Annotated in this window: 17 protein-coding genes; 2 read left to right on the top strand and 15 right to left on the bottom strand. The window is 68.7% G+C overall.

All coding sequences use genetic code 11. The features are described 5' to 3' along the window. The first annotated feature begins 126 nt into the window (after positions 1-126). Positions 127-1,968 (top strand): type VII secretion AAA-ATPase EccA, encoded by a 1,842-nt coding sequence (gene eccA / locus ACFQ9R_RS25040; RefSeq protein ID WP_378993622.1) that lies wholly within the window; start codon positions 127-129, stop codon positions 1,966-1,968. Positions 1,969-2,017: 49 nt separating this feature from the next. On the opposite strand, the gene eccB is transcribed toward eccA, so the two are convergent. Continuing rightward, the gene (eccB, locus tag ACFQ9R_RS25045) at positions 2,018-3,526 is read right to left on the bottom strand and encodes a type VII secretion protein EccB (RefSeq protein ID WP_378993623.1); all 1,509 of its coding nucleotides are present in this window, start codon (positions 3,524-3,526) and stop codon (positions 2,018-2,020) included. Positions 3,527-3,644: 118 nt separating this feature from the next. Here eccB and eccE point away from each other — a divergent pair, with 118 nt between their 5' ends. Beyond that, entirely contained in the window at positions 3,645-5,384 is a 1,740-nt protein-coding gene (eccE, locus tag ACFQ9R_RS25050) for a type VII secretion protein EccE (protein ID WP_378993624.1), read from the top strand. A gap of 300 nt (positions 5,385-5,684) precedes the next feature. Here the strand turns inward: eccE and ACFQ9R_RS25055 are convergent, their stop codons facing one another. The 14 genes from ACFQ9R_RS25055 to ACFQ9R_RS25120 form a co-directional block, all read right to left on the bottom strand. Next, on the bottom strand, positions 5,685-5,978 hold the full coding sequence (locus ACFQ9R_RS25055) for a WXG100 family type VII secretion target (protein ID WP_378632332.1): 294 nt from the start codon (positions 5,976-5,978) through the stop codon (positions 5,685-5,687). Positions 5,979-6,009: 31 nt separating this feature from the next. Next, a complete protein-coding gene (locus ACFQ9R_RS25060) occupies positions 6,010-6,339 on the bottom strand; it encodes a WXG100 family type VII secretion target (RefSeq protein WP_378993625.1) in 330 nt (109 codons plus the stop codon). Positions 6,340-6,381: 42 nt separating this feature from the next. Next, positions 6,382-7,173, bottom strand: a complete 792-nt coding sequence (locus ACFQ9R_RS25065) for an ESX secretion-associated protein EspG (RefSeq protein WP_378993626.1) — start codon at positions 7,171-7,173, stop codon at positions 6,382-6,384. Beyond that, positions 7,170-8,150: a PPE domain-containing protein gene (locus ACFQ9R_RS25070; protein ID WP_378993627.1), complete on the bottom strand. Its 981-nt coding sequence runs from the start codon at positions 8,148-8,150 to the stop codon at positions 7,170-7,172. Before ACFQ9R_RS25070 ends, ACFQ9R_RS25065 begins: the two co-directional genes overlap by 4 nt. Then, on the bottom strand, positions 8,150-8,452 hold the full coding sequence (locus ACFQ9R_RS25075; RefSeq protein ID WP_358062216.1) for a PE family protein: 303 nt from the start codon (positions 8,450-8,452) through the stop codon (positions 8,150-8,152). The genes ACFQ9R_RS25070 and ACFQ9R_RS25075 overlap by 1 nt, the downstream gene beginning before the upstream one ends. Before the next feature lie 28 nt (positions 8,453-8,480). After that, a complete protein-coding gene (locus ACFQ9R_RS25080) occupies positions 8,481-9,815 on the bottom strand; it encodes a hypothetical protein (protein ID WP_378993628.1) in 1,335 nt (444 codons plus the stop codon). A 32-nt stretch (positions 9,816-9,847) separates the two neighbouring features. Continuing rightward, complete coding sequence (locus ACFQ9R_RS25085) at positions 9,848-10,159, bottom strand: type VII secretion target (RefSeq protein WP_378632320.1); 312 nt, start codon at positions 10,157-10,159, stop codon at positions 9,848-9,850. 100 nt (positions 10,160-10,259) lie between these two features. Continuing rightward, positions 10,260-10,556: a YbaB/EbfC family nucleoid-associated protein gene (locus ACFQ9R_RS25090; RefSeq protein WP_378993629.1), complete on the bottom strand. Its 297-nt coding sequence runs from the start codon at positions 10,554-10,556 to the stop codon at positions 10,260-10,262. A gap of 25 nt (positions 10,557-10,581) precedes the next feature. Continuing rightward, positions 10,582-10,914 carry a hypothetical protein gene (locus ACFQ9R_RS25095; protein WP_378993630.1) on the bottom strand — a complete coding sequence of 111 codons (333 nt, stop codon included), beginning with the start codon at positions 10,912-10,914 and terminating at the stop codon, positions 10,582-10,584. A 29-nt stretch (positions 10,915-10,943) separates the two neighbouring features. Next, positions 10,944-11,726: an ESX secretion-associated protein EspG gene (locus ACFQ9R_RS25100; protein ID WP_378993631.1), complete on the bottom strand. Its 783-nt coding sequence runs from the start codon at positions 11,724-11,726 to the stop codon at positions 10,944-10,946. Further along, positions 11,723-13,480, bottom strand: coding sequence for a hypothetical protein (locus tag ACFQ9R_RS25105; RefSeq protein WP_378993632.1), 1,758 nt, complete (start codon positions 13,478-13,480; stop codon positions 11,723-11,725). The genes ACFQ9R_RS25100 and ACFQ9R_RS25105 overlap by 4 nt, the downstream gene beginning before the upstream one ends. Positions 13,481-13,655: 175 nt before the next feature. Further along, positions 13,656-14,132: a YbaB/EbfC family nucleoid-associated protein gene (locus tag ACFQ9R_RS25110; protein ID WP_101464408.1), complete on the bottom strand. Its 477-nt coding sequence runs from the start codon at positions 14,130-14,132 to the stop codon at positions 13,656-13,658. Between the two features lie 97 nt (positions 14,133-14,229). Continuing rightward, entirely contained in the window at positions 14,230-15,429 is a 1,200-nt protein-coding gene (locus ACFQ9R_RS25115; protein ID WP_378993633.1) for a hypothetical protein, read from the bottom strand. 16 nt (positions 15,430-15,445) lie between these two features. Then, positions 15,446-16,195, bottom strand: a complete 750-nt coding sequence (locus ACFQ9R_RS25120; protein ID WP_378993634.1) for a toxin-antitoxin system YwqK family antitoxin — start codon at positions 16,193-16,195, stop codon at positions 15,446-15,448. Positions 16,196-16,217 lie beyond the last annotated feature (22 nt).

Genomic DNA, 16,217 nt, shown 5'->3' on the forward strand with positions numbered 1-16,217 from the left:
TTCCGTTGCGACCACACGGCAGCGTTACCTAATCTAACGGACAGGGCAAACCGGCGCGATCGAAGTCCTACCGCCGGATTGAACACCAGCTGTCCATCAGAGGAAGATTTCGGGGTCCGACACCACATGCCAGACATTCGCCAGGCTCAGCGCGCCTTCGACGCGGGCGTCCTCTCGCTCGGTCTGTCCATCGACGGTCAGGAGTCCGCGCGCGACGAGGAGTACGCGAAGCTGGCCTTCCAGCGCGCGACGGAATGGGATTCGTCGATGTGCGACGCGTGGCTGGGCCGCGCGGCCGCCGGCGAGGTGACCAAGGAGGTGCTGTTCAATCTGCACCGGACCAGCCTTGATTCACTCGGTCGCGAGCAGCGCAGGATCGGCCTCGCCCCGCGCGCCATGGCCGGCCGGTTCCTGCCCGGGCTCTACATCGACTACCCGCTGGCCGGGCTCACCGAGATCTGGCTGGCCTGGGCATCGCAGCTGATCGCCGACACCGACTACGACCAAGCCGAGCAGGTGCTCGACGAACTGGCGAGGTTGCGCGGCGGTCGCGCCGACGACCCCGACAAGCAGATCGACGATCGGATCAGCTCCTACATCCGCGGCATCCTGCACTACAACACGCAGCGCTGGTCGGACGTGATGACCGTGCTGGCCGGCTCGGAAAGCTGGAAAGACCCCTATCTGGCCACCGGCGCGAATGTGATGGTGGGCACCGCGTGCGCGCAGCTGGGATTGTTCGGCGAGGCGATCCGGCGGATGGAACAGGCTGAGGCGGGTCCGATTCCGTCGGCCAAGTTCACCGCCATGTACAACCGTGGCCTGTGCCTGCGGGAATCGGGCAACGAGGCCGAGGCCCAGAAGCTGTTCGAGCAGGTCTACTCGCAGCTGCCCGATTTCGCCGCCAACACGACCGCCATGCGCGACCGCACCTTCCGGATCGTGGTCACCAGCCGCGAGGTGATCGACGCGCGCACCGACAAGTGGGATTCCGGCTCGGCGCCGACGCTGGCCTCGATGAACGAAGCCGCCGCGGAGGACCGGGCGAAGACCGTGCTCGCCGAGGCCCGCGCACAGCTCGACAAGCAGGTCGGACTGGCCTCGGTGAAGAACCAGGTGGCCAAGCTGCAGTCCTCGGCGCAGCTGGCCAAGATCCGTGCGGGCAAGGGCCTGTCGAGTCAGTCCCGTGGCCAGCACCTGGCCTTCACCGGCCCGCCCGGTACCGGTAAGACCACCATCGCGCGAGTGGTCGCCAAGATCTATTGCGGTGTCGGGCTGTTGAAGACCGACAAGGTGGTCGAGGCCAAGCGTGTCGACTTCGTGAGCCAGAACCTCGGCGGCACGGCGATCAAGTCCGAGAAGCTGATCGACAGCGCGATGGACGGCGTGCTGTTCATCGACGAGGCCTACACGCTGATCCAGACCGGACTTTCGGGCGGTGACGCGTTCGGTCGCGAGGCCGTGGACACGTTGCTGGCGCGTATGGAGAACGACCGCGATCGGCTCGTGGTGATCATCGCCGGGTACGACGGCGAGATCGACCGGTTGCTCGCCGCCAACGACGGCTTGGCCTCGCGTTTCGCCAAGCGTCTGCAGTTCCCCTCCTACACGGCCGCCGAACTCGGGCAGATCGGCGAAATCGTGGCCGGCAGCCGGGATTCCCAACTCTCGCCGGAGTCGCTGGCCACCCTGATCGAGACCTGCGACTACCTGTACAACCTGGAGAGCACCGACCAGAGCGGACAACCGCGCCGCGGTGTGGACCTGGCAGGCAACGGTCGCTTCATCCGCAATGTGATCGAGTCGGCGGAAGAGGAACGCGAGTTCCGGCTGGCCAATACCGACGGGCTCGACCTGGCCGAGGTCGACGACGACGTGCTGATGCGCATCGAGGAGCCGGACATGCGGACCGCGCTCGCCGGGATCGTCGCCACCCTCAATATCGGACAGATCCCGAACCTGGGCTGAACGCCGAAGGGGCCCGGTGCGAATGCGCGCCAGGCCCCGCTCTTTTCGGCTACTTACTGGCCGAGGGCAACGAATCGTAGCTGGTCAGTGCGTCTTTCGCGGACAGCGTCGGGCCGGGGACGAGCTGGCCGATGATCGACCACGGTGCGAGCTTCGGCTTGTCCCCGAGGCCGAGTACCGCGGCGGTCGCGGCGTCGGGGATGCCGTAGCGAATCCCGTTGTCGGCCACATAGAACAGCGATTCACGCCGCAAGCTCCCCGGCTCCACGCCGGTGACCTGCACGAATTCGCCGGTGCTCGGCGCCAGGTACACGGCATCCATTCGGTTGCCCGAACCGTCGGCGGTCGCGAGAGTCACCGGCTTGGCCGATCCGGCCAGCGGCAGTTTCGTTCCGGCGAGCAACGTCACCGTGGCGCGTTCGGTCGGCCCGTCCACCGACTTGCCCTGCGCGGTCGCCTCACCGGGGTCCTTGGCCCAGTTCACGCACGCCACGGGGGCGTCCTCGGCGGACAGGATCCGGGGCTTGTGTTCGGGAAAGGCGTCGATCGGCAAGGTGTGCAGCATCGGCATCCGGTCGAGTACATCCGGCGCCAGCTCGGCGATCTCGCGCATACCCCGCGAATCGGCGTTGCGCAGCAGGTCGGCGGTGAACTCCGAGACGCGCTGCACGCCGTCGGCGAGCACCACGTACATCGTCTCCTTGCCCGCGGCCTCCACGCCGGTCACCGAGATGATCCCGCCGATCGGCACATTCGACAGTTTGCCGGGGCCGGGTTCGCCCGCGCGCTCGATGGTCGGCACGGCGAGCGGCGGGGCCTGGGTGGTCGCGCCGAGCACCGCGCTACCGATCGGACGGACCTGCTGACCGGTCAGCCCGAGCGTCCGGGCGAGCACCGAGTTGGTCGGGTCGACCTCGGCCCTCGCGCCCTTGTACAGGAGGAAGGTCTTGTCGCTGTGGCGCATCAGCATGGCGTCGTCGGCGCCGACCGCGCCGATCCGGTCGCCGGTCTCGAGCTTGCCGACGATGGCGGTGGTGAGGCCGCCGCCCGCGCCGGACGCGCTCCCCGCGGCCGAGAGCGGGGTGGTCTCGCACAGCGTCCAATTCGAGCTCGACCCCTGCTTGGACCCCGGCATGGCCGCCGGGGCGCCGGGAATGCCGAGCAGCGGACCACGTGGCATCGAACCGAGCTTGTCGTCCTTCACCGATTTCGGGGCTTGCGCGTCGCCGGCGATGAGCCGGGCCGAGGCCAGATTGAGCACCGGGTGGAGGGTCTTCTCGCCCTCTTTCGCCTCGACGACCACATACATGGCGCCGCTCTGCTTCCCGGTGACGATCAGCGCGTCGCCGATCGCGCCCTGTGGTTTCAGAAAGCCGAGGATGGCCGCCCCTGCCACGATGATCAGACCGAGGACCGCGCCGACCATCAGCGACCGGCTCTGCGACTTCATCGGATCGTGCAACATGCGCACGTCACGGCGGACCAGGGCATGATCGAGCCTGCGTAGCAGAAAGCGATAACCGTTGACCTGGGCTTTGGTTGTCAGCTGTGCCGGCACAGGGACTCCATTGCTGAGTTGATCACCATCTCGTCGGACACGGTACCGTAAATCCGGAACTTGTCCTTCACCATGATTCGACGTACGCCAAGCGGGGACAACGGCTTTGAACAACAGTATGAACGCCGGGCAAACCGGCAGCGCACACGTCTACGACACCCTGCGTGACCCGGAATTCTGGTTGTTCCGGATGTACCCGCTGCGTGCGTGTGTGCCGACCGCGATACTCGCGGCGATCGTGGCCTGGATCGTGCTGGCGACGACGGATTCGGTCTACGGCGCGATCGGCGGCGCCGCGGTCGTGCTGTTGATCGGGCTCGTGCCGATCCGGCGACGGCCCCCGGCGGTCCGCATCGGCGACTGGTTGGCCCGTCGCCTGCGCGGCCGCGCAGACACCCTCGATCGGGCGCCCGCGTTCGACGTACCGCTGCCGGAGGGCGGCGGTTGCGGGGTGCGCTGGGACGGCGACCTGCTGCTCACCATGCTGCGGATCGACCCGCCGCCGGACACCCTCACTCTCCTGCGTCGCGGCTCGCTCAGTGCCGACCAGCTGCTGCCGCTCACCGAAGTGGCGCGCTGCCTCGAGCAATTCGATGTGGGCCTGGTGAGCATCGATGTGATCTCCACCGGCGCGCGCACCGCGGGCACCGGTGCGGCCGCACAGCTGTACAACCGGATTCTCGGCCCGCTGCCCGCCATCGCGCACCGCACCTGCTGGCTCGTGCTGCGCCTGGACCCCGTGGCCAACGCGACCGCGGTGGACAAGCGCGGCGGCGGTGCGACCGGTGCGCTGCGCACCATGATCATCGCCACCCGCCGGGTCGCGAATCGGCTGGCCACCCAGGGCATCGACACCGCGGTGCTCACCGCGACCGAGATGAACAGCGCGCTGCGCGAACTGTCCTACGGCTTCGATCCGCTGCGGCTGACCGAGTCGGCGCACGGCCTGGAATCCGAGTACGGCAGGCACCTCACCCACTACCAGCTCACCGCACCGATGATCGGCACCAACGGGCTGGCCGAGATCTGGTCGCTGCCCACGTTGTCGACCACCGTCACCCTGCGCCTGCACCCCGGCGCGGGCCGGATCGGCCGGGCGGACGACAAGGCGGGGACCGTCGTGCTCAACGCCGTGGTCCGCTTCGATTCGGTGGAGCCCTACGACAAGGCGCCGATCGCCGGGCTGCGCGAGCTCCCCGGCAGCCAGCGGCGAATCCTGCTCGACACCTTGCCCATCGGCGCCGCCGACGCCCTCGGTGGCCGGGACGGCTACCGAGGCACCCTCACCGCACTCACCGACATCGCCGTGCCGACGACCGGCTGCGGCCAGCTGATCGGCGCCGACGAACGCGGCCAGGGCATCGCCGTCCCGCTGATCGGCGCGGGCACACGCCATGTCGACGTGATCGGGAACCTGGACCTGGCTCAGCAGGTGGTCCTGCGGGCCACCGCGCTCGGCGCGCACGCCGTCGTGCACACCACGCGCCCGCAGGCGTGGCAGTCGATGGTCGCCAATCTGGCTACCCCCCAGCTGCTGTCGATCGCGCCACGCGCCGCGGGCGCGACCCCACAGGCGCCCCCCGGCCCGCCACCCGTCCCCGCGGCGCCGTATCCGACCACCACCGTCCTGGTGTTCGACGGCATCGCGCCGACCACCCACCTGGGCGGTGCGACCTTCGTCGAAATCCGCACCACCGAACGTGATCCGGACGCGCTGCCGCCCGACGTGACCCTCATCCAGGACCCGTACGCCCCGAACCGGATCACGGTCCGAACCAGCACCGGCAGCGCGACGGTGTCGATGGTGACCACCCCCGACGAAATGCACTACATCGGCGAATCACTCGCGGCCCGCTGAGAATCGCCCGACTTCACACCCAGTTCGGGAAAACCGCACTACGTACGAACCCAGCACCAACACAACCGAACCCCATACGGGCCGACCTCGCACGGGTCCACCCCGTACGAGCCCGACCCGCACAACCCAACCCCCACGGGCCGACCTCGAGGAGGCCCCCGCCCGCGCAGCGGGCGTAGCGGCCCGGCCGCCCGAAAAACGGGGCGGGACAAAGTGCCGAAGGCACGAGTCCCGCCCCGTTTTTCGGGTGGCCCCTCAGGGGCCGCGCTCGAGCGCACCAGCGCTCCAATAACTCAGCTCCTAGAAATCAGCGAAACCGTCGCCGACCTTGCCGTCGGCCTCGAGCGCGCGGTTCAGCGCGGACTCGACCTGAGCGGCGAGCTTGTCGAGCTTGTCGAGCGTGTCGGTCAGCTCGGTGGTGACGTTCTTGTGCGCGGTGTCGAAGGTCGAGATCGCCTGGTCACCCTGCAGGTTGTTGCGGAAATCCGAAGCGGCGCCCTCGAGTTCGTCGATTTCGCCCTTCATCTTCCCGCCGTAGGTCTGCAGGTCGCTGAACAGCTCGTTCATCGCCGCGGGATCATAAAGAATGGTCATAGCTCAGTTCCTGTTCGTGTCTGAATCGCGGTCAGAGGTTGGTGTAGCCGCCGCCACCGCCGGTGGAACCGCCACCGGACAGGCCTTGGCCGTCCATGTTCACCAGGGTGGACTTGCCGGAGCTGACCGCTTCGGTGAGCCGGTCGAACTTCTTGTTCAGTGCATCGGACTCGTCGTGCCAGGCCTGGGCGACCTTCACGAACTCGTCGGAGGCGTCACCCTTCCAGCCGCGGAGCACGGCCTGGGCGGCGTCATCGATCTGGCCGACCGACGTGCGGAGGTTGCCGATGCTGCTTTCGAGCTTGGAGACGACGCCGTCTACGCCGCCTGCTTCTACACCTACTGGTCCCTGAGGGGGCATGTGCCGAACCTTTCCTACTTGATGGTTGAAACGAGAGATGGCTTAATCTGGCCGCCACCCCCCACCGGGAAGCCCCTCGAGGAGCGCACCGATCGCCTGCGTGAGGCGGTGATCGGTGCCCGGCGTGATGGTCGACCACACCTGCCCGTCGGGCGCCGTCATCGGCGCTACGACGATCCGGCCGCGCGCGGTGTCGTACACCGCGACCGCGCCAGGGGCTCGGGTGGTCAGCCCGTCGTGGTGGACTACGGCGACGATCTCGGTGTAGCCATGGCAGGTGCCGAAGGCCGCGCCGAGCACGGTCGCCTGGTGCGCGTCGATACCGAGCGCATACATCGCGTCCACGTACTGGGAAGTTGTGCCGGCCGCGTCGAGGCGCGCCGCCAGGTCGTCGGCAGCGACGCTCACCGGCGCTACCTCGGCGGGCGCGCAGGTCGGCAGCGCGGCCAGTAGCAGGCGGGCGAGTTCGCGGTCGGATCCGTCGATGGCATCGGTGGCGATCTCGAAGGTCTCGCCGGTGCGTACCGCGCTGGCGTGACCGGAACCACGGCGGGCCAGGCAGATTCGCCGCCTGCCGTCGTCACCGTAGCCACGGGCGACGAGTTCGGCGTCGGGTTGGGCCAGGGTGTGCAGCGCGCCCGCCAAATCGGGTTCGACATCGCCGTAGCTGTCGAAGATACCGGTGGCCGTGAGTTCGGTGACCGCGGCGTCGCGGGCCGCGCGCCAGGCGTCGAAGGTGTCCTGCTGCGGGCCGACGGCGAGCACCAGCGGCAGGGTCTGCACACCGAGCCGGTCGGCGACGGCGAGCAGCGCGTCGTTGGTGAGCGTGGTCATGGCCGTCCCTCCGCGGTGGCGGTGCCGCCGGTCTGCGCGGCGGCGCGCTCGGCGACGCCGAGCACCGCGGGCGCGGCCTGGATCTCGCCTTCGGCGACCAGCTGGTCGGACTCCTCGTAGGCCAGGCCCGCGCGCGGGAAGCGGGCAGCCGAGTCCTGGCCGCCGCCTTGCGCCATCGCGCCGGGGACGAGCGGCGCCGACTGCCCGGCCGGGGCGGTGGTGACCGGCGCAGTCTGTGCCGTGGTTCCGACCGTGGTCGCTGACTGAACGAAAGTCGGTGCACGGTAAGCAGTCTGGACCGGAGTCGGCATCGACGGCAGCGCGCCGAGGCCGATCGCGCCGATCCCGGGCATCGCCCCGGCGCTCGGCGTCGGCGACGCGCTCTGACCCGACTTCTCGCCGGTGAGCGCGGCTTCCGGGGCGATCGGCGGTGGCGGCGCGTGCAACCACGGCGTCGCCAGCGGTTCGGTGGCCGCCTCGTAGCTGCGCATCACCCGGGAGGCAACGGCTTTGGCCATGTCGGCATCGGCGTCGGTCTGCGCCGCGATGGCCTTGATCGGCGCACCGAGGGCGGCGCCGACCTGTTCCAGTGCCTGCTGCATCGCCGTGATCGCGGCGATGTCGGCGGTATTGGGCATGGCGATGGCCGCCACCTCGTAGGCGAGGACCTGGGCTTGCATCCTGGCCGCGTTGGCGGTCGCGGCCGCCGCGGTCTCGAGCAACCACTCGCGCAGCGTCGAGATCCGTTCCCACACGAGCTCGCTGCTCCCGGACTTCCAGGAACCACGCAAGGTCTGCAGCACCTGCTCGTAGTCGAGCACGGCCGCGCCGAAGGCCGCAGCGAGCCGCGTCCAGGCGGCGGCCGCGTCGGCCATCGGCATCGGTCCGGCACCGGCGGTGAGGTCGGTGGCGAGCTTGTCCGGCTCGCGCGCCTCCCACACCACTCCGGTGAAGCCGGGCTGCGGTGGTTCGATCATTATCCGTTGAAGCCGCTGGTGTTGTCGGTTTCCATCTGGTCGAACTCGCTCACCTGCGCGCGCAAGGTGGCGGCGAGCTTGTTCATCTCGTGCGCACCCGCCTCGGCGCCGGTCAGGTAGTCGTCGGCGACGCCGTTGGCCGTGTTCGCGGCGCGCACCGACACCTCCTCGGTACCGGCCGGTGCCACGTGCAGCGCCGGTGCCACGGCGGTCAGTTCGGTGGTGAGCCGGTCGGCGATGCCGTCCAGCGCTGCCGCGGCTTTGCTCGCCGCGGCCGAATCGAATTCGAAGGTGTTACTCATCTGCCACTCCTGTCATGGTCGTGCCGCGTCACAGTGAGAGTTCTTTGTCCGGCGGAGCATCGGTGACCACCGGTTCGGCGGCGCCGACGACCGGGGTCGCCACCCCCGCGATCTGGCCGACGACTTCGTCGCCGTGGTTACCGGTGACCAGCTGCGAGTGCACGGCCTCGTTGCCGCCGCCCTCCACCGCGCGCGCCATCGGCATGCCCGCGCCGGCACCGCCCATCGGCATCATTCCCGGCGACGAGCCGCCTGCCGATGCCGTGGTCGTGTTCGCGCCGCCGGAGGTGGTGCCGCCCGCGCCGCCGACCGTACCGGTGGCACCCACAGTGGACAGACCACTGGCGCGACCGCCCTGCCACGGACTCAGTGGTGACGACGACGACCCGACGCCGCCGATCGCACCGACCCCACCGATCGCACCGCCTCCGCCGCCACCGCCACTCGCGGCGGCCAGCTCCTCGGCGGATTCCTCACCGGTCGCGGAGATCTCGGTACCGGTGGTCGTCGAGCCGGTGGTACTGGTCGACAGCGAACTCACCTGTTCGGCAAGCGAACCGAGCGAGGAGACCGCGGTGCTCGCGGTACTGATCAACGGCGTGATCAGGCTCATCAGCTGGCTCAGCGACTCGCTGCCCGCGTCGACGCCGGACGGCGCGTTGGTCACCTCGACCTTCTCACCCGCCTGCACCATCTCGCCGCTGCGCGCCACCATCTCGGCCTTGGTCTCGGCCGTGATCGCCAGACCCTCCGCCATCGCCTCCATGGTCGCCGCGATCAGCACCGCCTGACCACCCGGTGTGAGCACGTAGAGCGGAGCGAGCGCCAGGGTGGCCGAGTACCGGGCGATCACCGCGGCCAGCTTCGCGCCGCCGACCGCGACATTGCCCGCCGCCTGGGCGAGCACCGCCTTCTCCTGGGTGCTCTGGGTGGCGAGCTTGGCGCCGTCGGACTGCGCCGCGGTCGCCTTGGTGGTCGCCTCCGTCGCCGCGGCGCTCTGCCACAGCTGCATCACCGTCTGTAGCGCGGTCGAGCCGAGCGACATCACGGTCTCGAGCACCGAGGAGATATTCGTCAGTGCCTCAGCGGGATTGCTCGACGTACCGGTGCCCGAGGTCGCGCCGGTACTGCCGAGCGCACCGGTGCCGAACGCGGAGGCCAGCTCGGTGAGTGGCTGCATCAGCGCCGTCAGATCGATCGTCGGCAGCGCGGGCATTTCCGGCAGCTGGATGAACTCGGGCAGCTGCGGCAGCTGCGGCAACCCCATCGAGCCGAGCACCTGGCTCACCGGCTGATCGAGCATCGGCGCAAACGAACTACCGCGCAGCACCTCGAGCACAGTCGGATCGACCGACGCTGCCACGCCGGCCGAATCTCCCCCTGGATACGTCATCGCTACTGATCGACCGCCGAGATACCCAGCTTGGACGCGCCGTCGGCGCCCTCATAGGTAGCGGCGGCCTGGGTGGCGGTCAACGCGGTACCCGCGTGCACCGCGGCCAGCTGGGCCACCGAGGTGAGGTGGTTGGCCTGCGCGTACGCGAACGACATCAGGAATTCCTGGCCGATCAGGCCGAACACGGGCACCGCGGCGGCCATCGTGGCGACCTGGTCGACCGCGCCTGCCTGGGCGACCCCCGCCGCCATCGTGGCCGAGGCACCCGCGTACGCACGAACTGCGTCCGGAACTACCGCAACATGGTTCATGGCTATCGTCCAATCTCGAAACAGCCCATGGTGTTTCGTTACTTTATCTACCCGTCCGGCCCTGACACCACACAAATCTGCGGTGAAGATCAGTTGAATCTCACGTACCGGCCCGGTTGTACGCCGTTACCAGCTCGGCTCGCTCACCGAAGGCGCGGTGCGCGGCGGCCTGCGCGGTCTGTACCAGCACCCGCTCGAAATCCGCCGGTGACAACTTGGCGATCGCCGCGCTGAACTCGAGCCCGACCAGCGCGCCCGCACCGTCGACCGTCACCGTCACCGCGCCGTCGGGCGAAACTTCCTGCGCCCGGATGCCATTGGTGGCATCGGCCAGATCCTGCAACCGATAGAGCTGACCCTGCACTTTCGCGATCAGCTCGTCCATGGTCTCGACCATCGCCTTGTCCTCCCCTCTTCGCTCGCTAGACCGACCGCAGCCAGCTGTCCGGCTCGGTGTCGTATTCCTGCTCCTCGACGATCTCCGCCGCCGCGACCTCGGTCTCGGTGGGCAGTCCCGTCGCCGCCAGCAGCGCCGGGTCGAACCCCGCCTCCGCCAGCTGATTACGCCGTGCCAGACCCGCCCGCTTGGCCGACTTCTGGCACAACCGCAGGATCTCGGCGGCCAGCTCGGCGGGGTCGCGGCGGACCTGTTCGCGATCCACCGTGATCCCCACCGGCAGCCCCTGCTCGGTGGTACGCACCACGATCGCGCCCGTCACCGACGACGCGCTGAACTCGGTCGGAAACTCGTCCACGACTCCCCCTTCCGTCTGGCCCGGCATCATTACGCCCGATCGTCCCTGATGGCTCTGACAACTTCGGCGATCTGAGTGTTGATCAGCGACACCACCCGCCTGCGATCGGCACCGACCGCCACCCGCGGCGTGCCGGGCACCAGCACGTAGCGACCGTCGTCGGTCAGGTCGCGCCAGCCCAGCCGCAAGCGCACGATGCCGCGCGGACCGAATCGCGACCAGCCCTGCTCGATGTCGATGAAACCGTCGCGGTCGAGCGGCGCCTGCTGAAAGGTCAGCGTCCGCACCGCGGCATCGTCGTCGTAGTGCTGAACCAGCGAGCGGCCGTAGGAGTGGTCGAGCTGGTCGTCGGCCGGTTCGTCGAGGCGGATCTCCTGGCCGCGCCCCGCTTCCGCCGGGGGCAGGTGGCCTGCGACGACGTCACCGAGAGACAGCGCATCATGGCGGGTGATCACGAATCCCTCAGCGTGGTACAGGGTGCGGCCGGGACGCTGGCGCACCAGATAGCCCACGTCGCCCTTGCGCGCCGCGAGCATGCGCACCGAGAACGCGGGATCGGTAAGTCGCTCGCCGCCGCCGTAGCCGCGCACGATCAGCCGGATATCGGGATGGGTGAGCACGTCGATGATGTCGTCGAGCTCGTGCCCCCAGCGCTGCTTGATCGTCATCCAGTTGTGCTTCAGCGTGAACTCCGCCGCATCGGAGGTGCTCGGCTCACTGCTGTGGATGAACGGGTCCGGCATGTACTCCTCGTCGATGCCTGCCCACAGCGCATCGAACTCGTCGCCGGTGAATTCCCAGGTGGGCGTCACTGTTCCACCACCGGCCTCGCGACGATCGGCGCGTCACCGAGCGCTTCGTCCAAGTGGGTCGTCGAGTCGAGGTAGTCGGCCCGCTTGTGTTCCTTCTGCTGGCCCTGACCACCGCCGGCCCCACCCATCGGCGACATCGGCATACCACCCATCGGCGAACCGGCCGCCGACGACGCGACGCCCGTGCGGAAGCCCTCCATCCCTGTGGTGGCCGAAGCACGCGGGAACAGCTTGGACGCGCTGTCCAGGCTGGGCGACAGCGGCGCGGCGCCCGCACCGGCGCCACCACCGCCGGAACCCGAGCCACCGCCGCCACCGCCGCCCTTGCTCGCCGCGCTGAGCGCCTTCTTGGCCTGGTCCTGCAGGGAACCGAGCGCCGCGGAGCTCGGAATACCCGCCAGGGCACTCTGTTCCGCGGCCGAGGTCGCCTGTTCCACGGCCGACTGCGCGGCGGAACTGGCCTGTTCGAGACCGGATTGCAGGGCCGAGGTCAGCTGATCGGTCGAGGACGACCCCGTCGATCCCGTCGAACCGGTCGACCCCGGCGAGCCGTTGCCCGTGGTATCCCCGCTGCCATTGCCCAGCTGGCTACCGGACTTCTGTTCCTGCAGCTCCGCCATGGCCTTCTTGAACGCGGCGGAGGTGTCGCCCGAACCCGATCCGCTCCCCGAACCGGAGCCGCTCCCGCTGCCGTTTCCGGAGCCGTTCCCATTTCCGTTCCCGTTGCCGTTTCCGTTCCCGTTGCCGGTTCCGTCCCCGGAGGACGGCGCGGTCGGATCGGGCAGCGTGGGAATGTGGCTCGTGGTGCTGTTGAGTCCGGGAACGTAGGTGTTCCACATGACCTGGCGGCCGTTCTTCGCGCAAGCCTCCTTGTCGGCCTGTGCCTGCGAGCCGTTGGGATCGGAGTAGCACCGGGGCAACATGAGCGCGGTCGCCAGCCCCTTGGAGGTGGCGTTGATCCAGCCGACGGTGTAATCGAGTGCTGCGGCCACCTGTTTGGTCTGATCGACCAGCAGTCCGTTGGCCTCGTGATAGGCCGACATCGCCGACATGGCGCGCGTGGCGCCGCCCGGGCTGGTCCAGCTCTTCTTGCTCGCTTCGACTTTGGCGTTCAGGTCGTCGAAACCCGTTTTGAGCCAGCCTGCCAATCTGCCCCAATACAACGCGGTGTGAGCCAGATTCCCGGGAACCGTCGACAGGGAATTCATGATCGCCTGAAGTTCGTTGTAGTTGTAGCCGCCGGGGCCCTCCGCCTTCATTCCGGCCGGATCGAAGGTTTTGCCGTCGGACAGGATCTTCGGCAGGTTGACCGCGGTCGCCACCGCCGGAAACTGGACGACCGTGGGCGGCAGCGGCGTCTTGGCCATGCCTGCGCTTCTACCCTGCTCGATCTTGGTGCGCAGCGCGTCCAGATCCACCTTGCTGCCGTCCTCGGCGCCCTTGTAATGCCGGGCCGCGTCGAGAAAGGTATTGGCGACATTGTCGAGTACCGTCTCGTGCTTGCCGAGCACGGTCTGCAGCTGACCGGCCTTCCCTTCGAACTGCTTCGACAGCTGTTTGCCCGACTCCAGCGAGGAGAACTCGGGCAGGTTCGAGACCATGTCCACCTGGGATTTCACCGAGTTGACCCAGTAGCGCGCGTTGTTGGCGGCTTCGACCAGGTTCGGCAGCGCCGACGGCTCGAGCATCAGCGATCCGTCCGAGGCTGCCGAACGCAGCCCCGCCCACTGATCCTGCGCCGATGGTCCCGTCATGAAGTCGACCCTCCCTGTCCGTACCGGTGTCGCCTCGCGCCCCGCCTGGCACCGCTACCACGACACCGCCGATTCGCACGGCTTGCTAACGATTCTACGGTCTGTCACATGAATTACGCATGTACAGCAGCGATCTCACTGGTGGCGATGGTTCGACCATCTCCGACCATCGCGATCACCAGCCCGCGTCGGTAGCGGGCCGCGACGGATCACGGGATCCGTCTTCTTCGTCGGTCGAGAGTCGTTCCCGCTCCGGCGAGTTGGGCGGCTCCAGCGAGGCTTCCACCGGCTGCGGAATCGCGAAACCGTCCATGTCGTCGACCAATTCGGTGATCTTCGGCAGGCGGGCGCGTTCGCTCTGGATCGGCGCCATCAGCGCCTGCGTCTTGCGGGCCACCTCGACCGAGGCCTGCTGCGCGGCCTCGGTCACGGCCTTGGCGATCTCGGTGTAGGTGAGGTCGTCGATGTCGGGGGTGAACTTCGTCTCGATGACCTTGTAGTCGGCGTTGACCGTCACCGTCACCCGTTTGCGCACGGTGGCGCTGGCGATGATCTTGGCGCGGTCCTGCTGGACCTGCGCGATCGCACGCATCTGGGTCTGGACAGTCTCGAGGATGTCCGCCATCTGTGCCTTGGCGTGCTCGTTGGCCATTCCCGGTTCCCTCCGACTCGCGGGCCGTCGCGCCCAGCCCGTCGGTTAGCGAGCACACCACAACTGCCACACCCACGCAACAGCACGACGCCGTACGTCAGGTCGCCAGGCCGACGGTGTGGGTGCCCGCCGAACCGGCGAGATTCAGCTGGAACCAGGCGGAATCGACGTTGTAGACATCGTCGGGAAAGACGCGGGTGAACGCCTCCCTGGCCACGGCCCCACGCTCGGCGGCCTCGACCAGGCCGGGGACCGCTTCCTTCTGCGCCTGACCCGCTTTCGCGCCGAGCAAGCCGGTCAGCACGTCGACAACGGTCCTGGTGTCCCACATCCCGGGGACGGCGGACGTCAGCGCATCGGCGCCGGCCGACGCGCCCCGATACCAGCGGCCGCCCTCCCACCAATAGCAGAAACTCAGCAGACCGTTCTCGGCGCGGCGGTTGATCACCGGCTCGGCGACCCAATCGGGCGCCCCGAGGAAGAACTGCGGCATCGGGAGGTCTTTGTTGTAGACGGCGTCGAGTTCCGGTGCGTCCCACACCCCGCCGGAGAGCACCGCACGATCGCCCGGGAGCAGACACAGGGTGGAGCCGCTGTGTTTCGAGCCCTCGAAGACGTGGAAGGCCGGTGTCACCCGCGGGCCCCACTTGGAGCCGATCGCCACGAACGCGGCGGCGATCAGCGCCCACCGGCGGGCCAGGAGATCGAGCGGCGGGAATTCCACGTCCGGCGCCGACCCGATGGCGGTGCGGCCCGCCGCGGTATCGGCGCGCGCCTGCTCGGCCGCGGCCAGCGGCGTGCGGATCTGCCGGTTGCCGTGACCGATGTAGGCGGCCAGCCAGATCGGCAGCCGGTCGCGCGGATAGATCTCGATGTCGGTGCGGTACACCGTCGGCGGGAAGAGCTGGTCGTCCGGGAACGGGTCGTCGCCGTAGTCGTATTCGACGTTCATCCGGCCCGCGTTGCTCAGGGTGAGCAGGTAGCGCCACCACGGCCCGTCGCCCATCGACGCGGAGAGGTGCCGGTGCTCACGCAGCAGATCCAGCAGTTCCGGGCTCGGGAACACCCGGGCGAAACGCTCCTGCTCATCGTGGAACACGACCATCGACACCTCGGCCGCCGCCGTCAGCGCGAAGGAAGCCTCGACCTTGGTCCAGCCCGGCGGACCCAGCGCCGCCAGCGTTTTCGCGATGCGATGACTCAGGGCGGCGGCCCGATCCGTGATCCCGTCGTCGTCGGCCACCACCGTGGTGAGGGTGAATCCGACATCGGGATCCCCGGCCAGCTCGTCAGCCACTGCGCACTCCTGTTGCCTAGTCCTGGTTCTCGCCGTACCGCGCCGTCACGGTGCCTGCCTCGTCCCACACGGTCCGGGTGAGCAACGCGCCGCCGGGGGCGAAAACGGTTTCTTCCTTGCGATTCCCGGTGGGGAACCACGTGCACCAGCGGCCCACCTCGTGCCGATCGGCGTACTCGCCGGTGTAGCGCGGGGTGCCGTCGAGGTACCAGCCGCGCGTCGGACCGTCGGGGTAGCCGTCGGTGTAGCCGGCCAGGTCGGTGATGGGGCTGCTCGGTGCCGGGCGACGGAACTGCCTGCCGGTGAACGGCTCGTCGCCGTAGTACATGCGGCCTTCCTCGTCGTCCCAGCGGAACGCGGGATCGTCCGCGGGCACCGCGTCGGCCGCGATGTCCTTGCGGGTGCGCTCGTCCTCGAATTCGATCGCCTCACCCGCCTGGTTCCAGACCGAGTGGGTGAGCAGCGTGCCCTCGATGTCGTAGACGTCCTCCAGGCGGCGGGCGCCGTCGGGATACCACTCCTGCCAGGTGCCCACGGGCCGGTTGCGGTAGAACTCGCCGTTGTAGCGCATGGTGCCGTCGGGGTACCAGCCCGTCCAGTCACCGTCGCGGTCGCCGTCGTCGTAGCTCCAGTACTCGCGCCAGGTGCCGTCGGGGCGGGTCTGGGTCACCGCGCCGCTGTAGGGCTCACCCCGATACGACAACCTGCCGGTCGCCGCGTCGATCACCACATCCGGATCGCTCAGTTCGATCGGATCGTCACTCACCTTCGAAACCTCTCCGATCGCA

The organism is Nocardia sp. NPDC056541, assembly GCF_042794235.1.
Taxonomy (GTDB): domain Bacteria; phylum Actinomycetota; class Actinomycetes; order Mycobacteriales; family Mycobacteriaceae; genus Nocardia.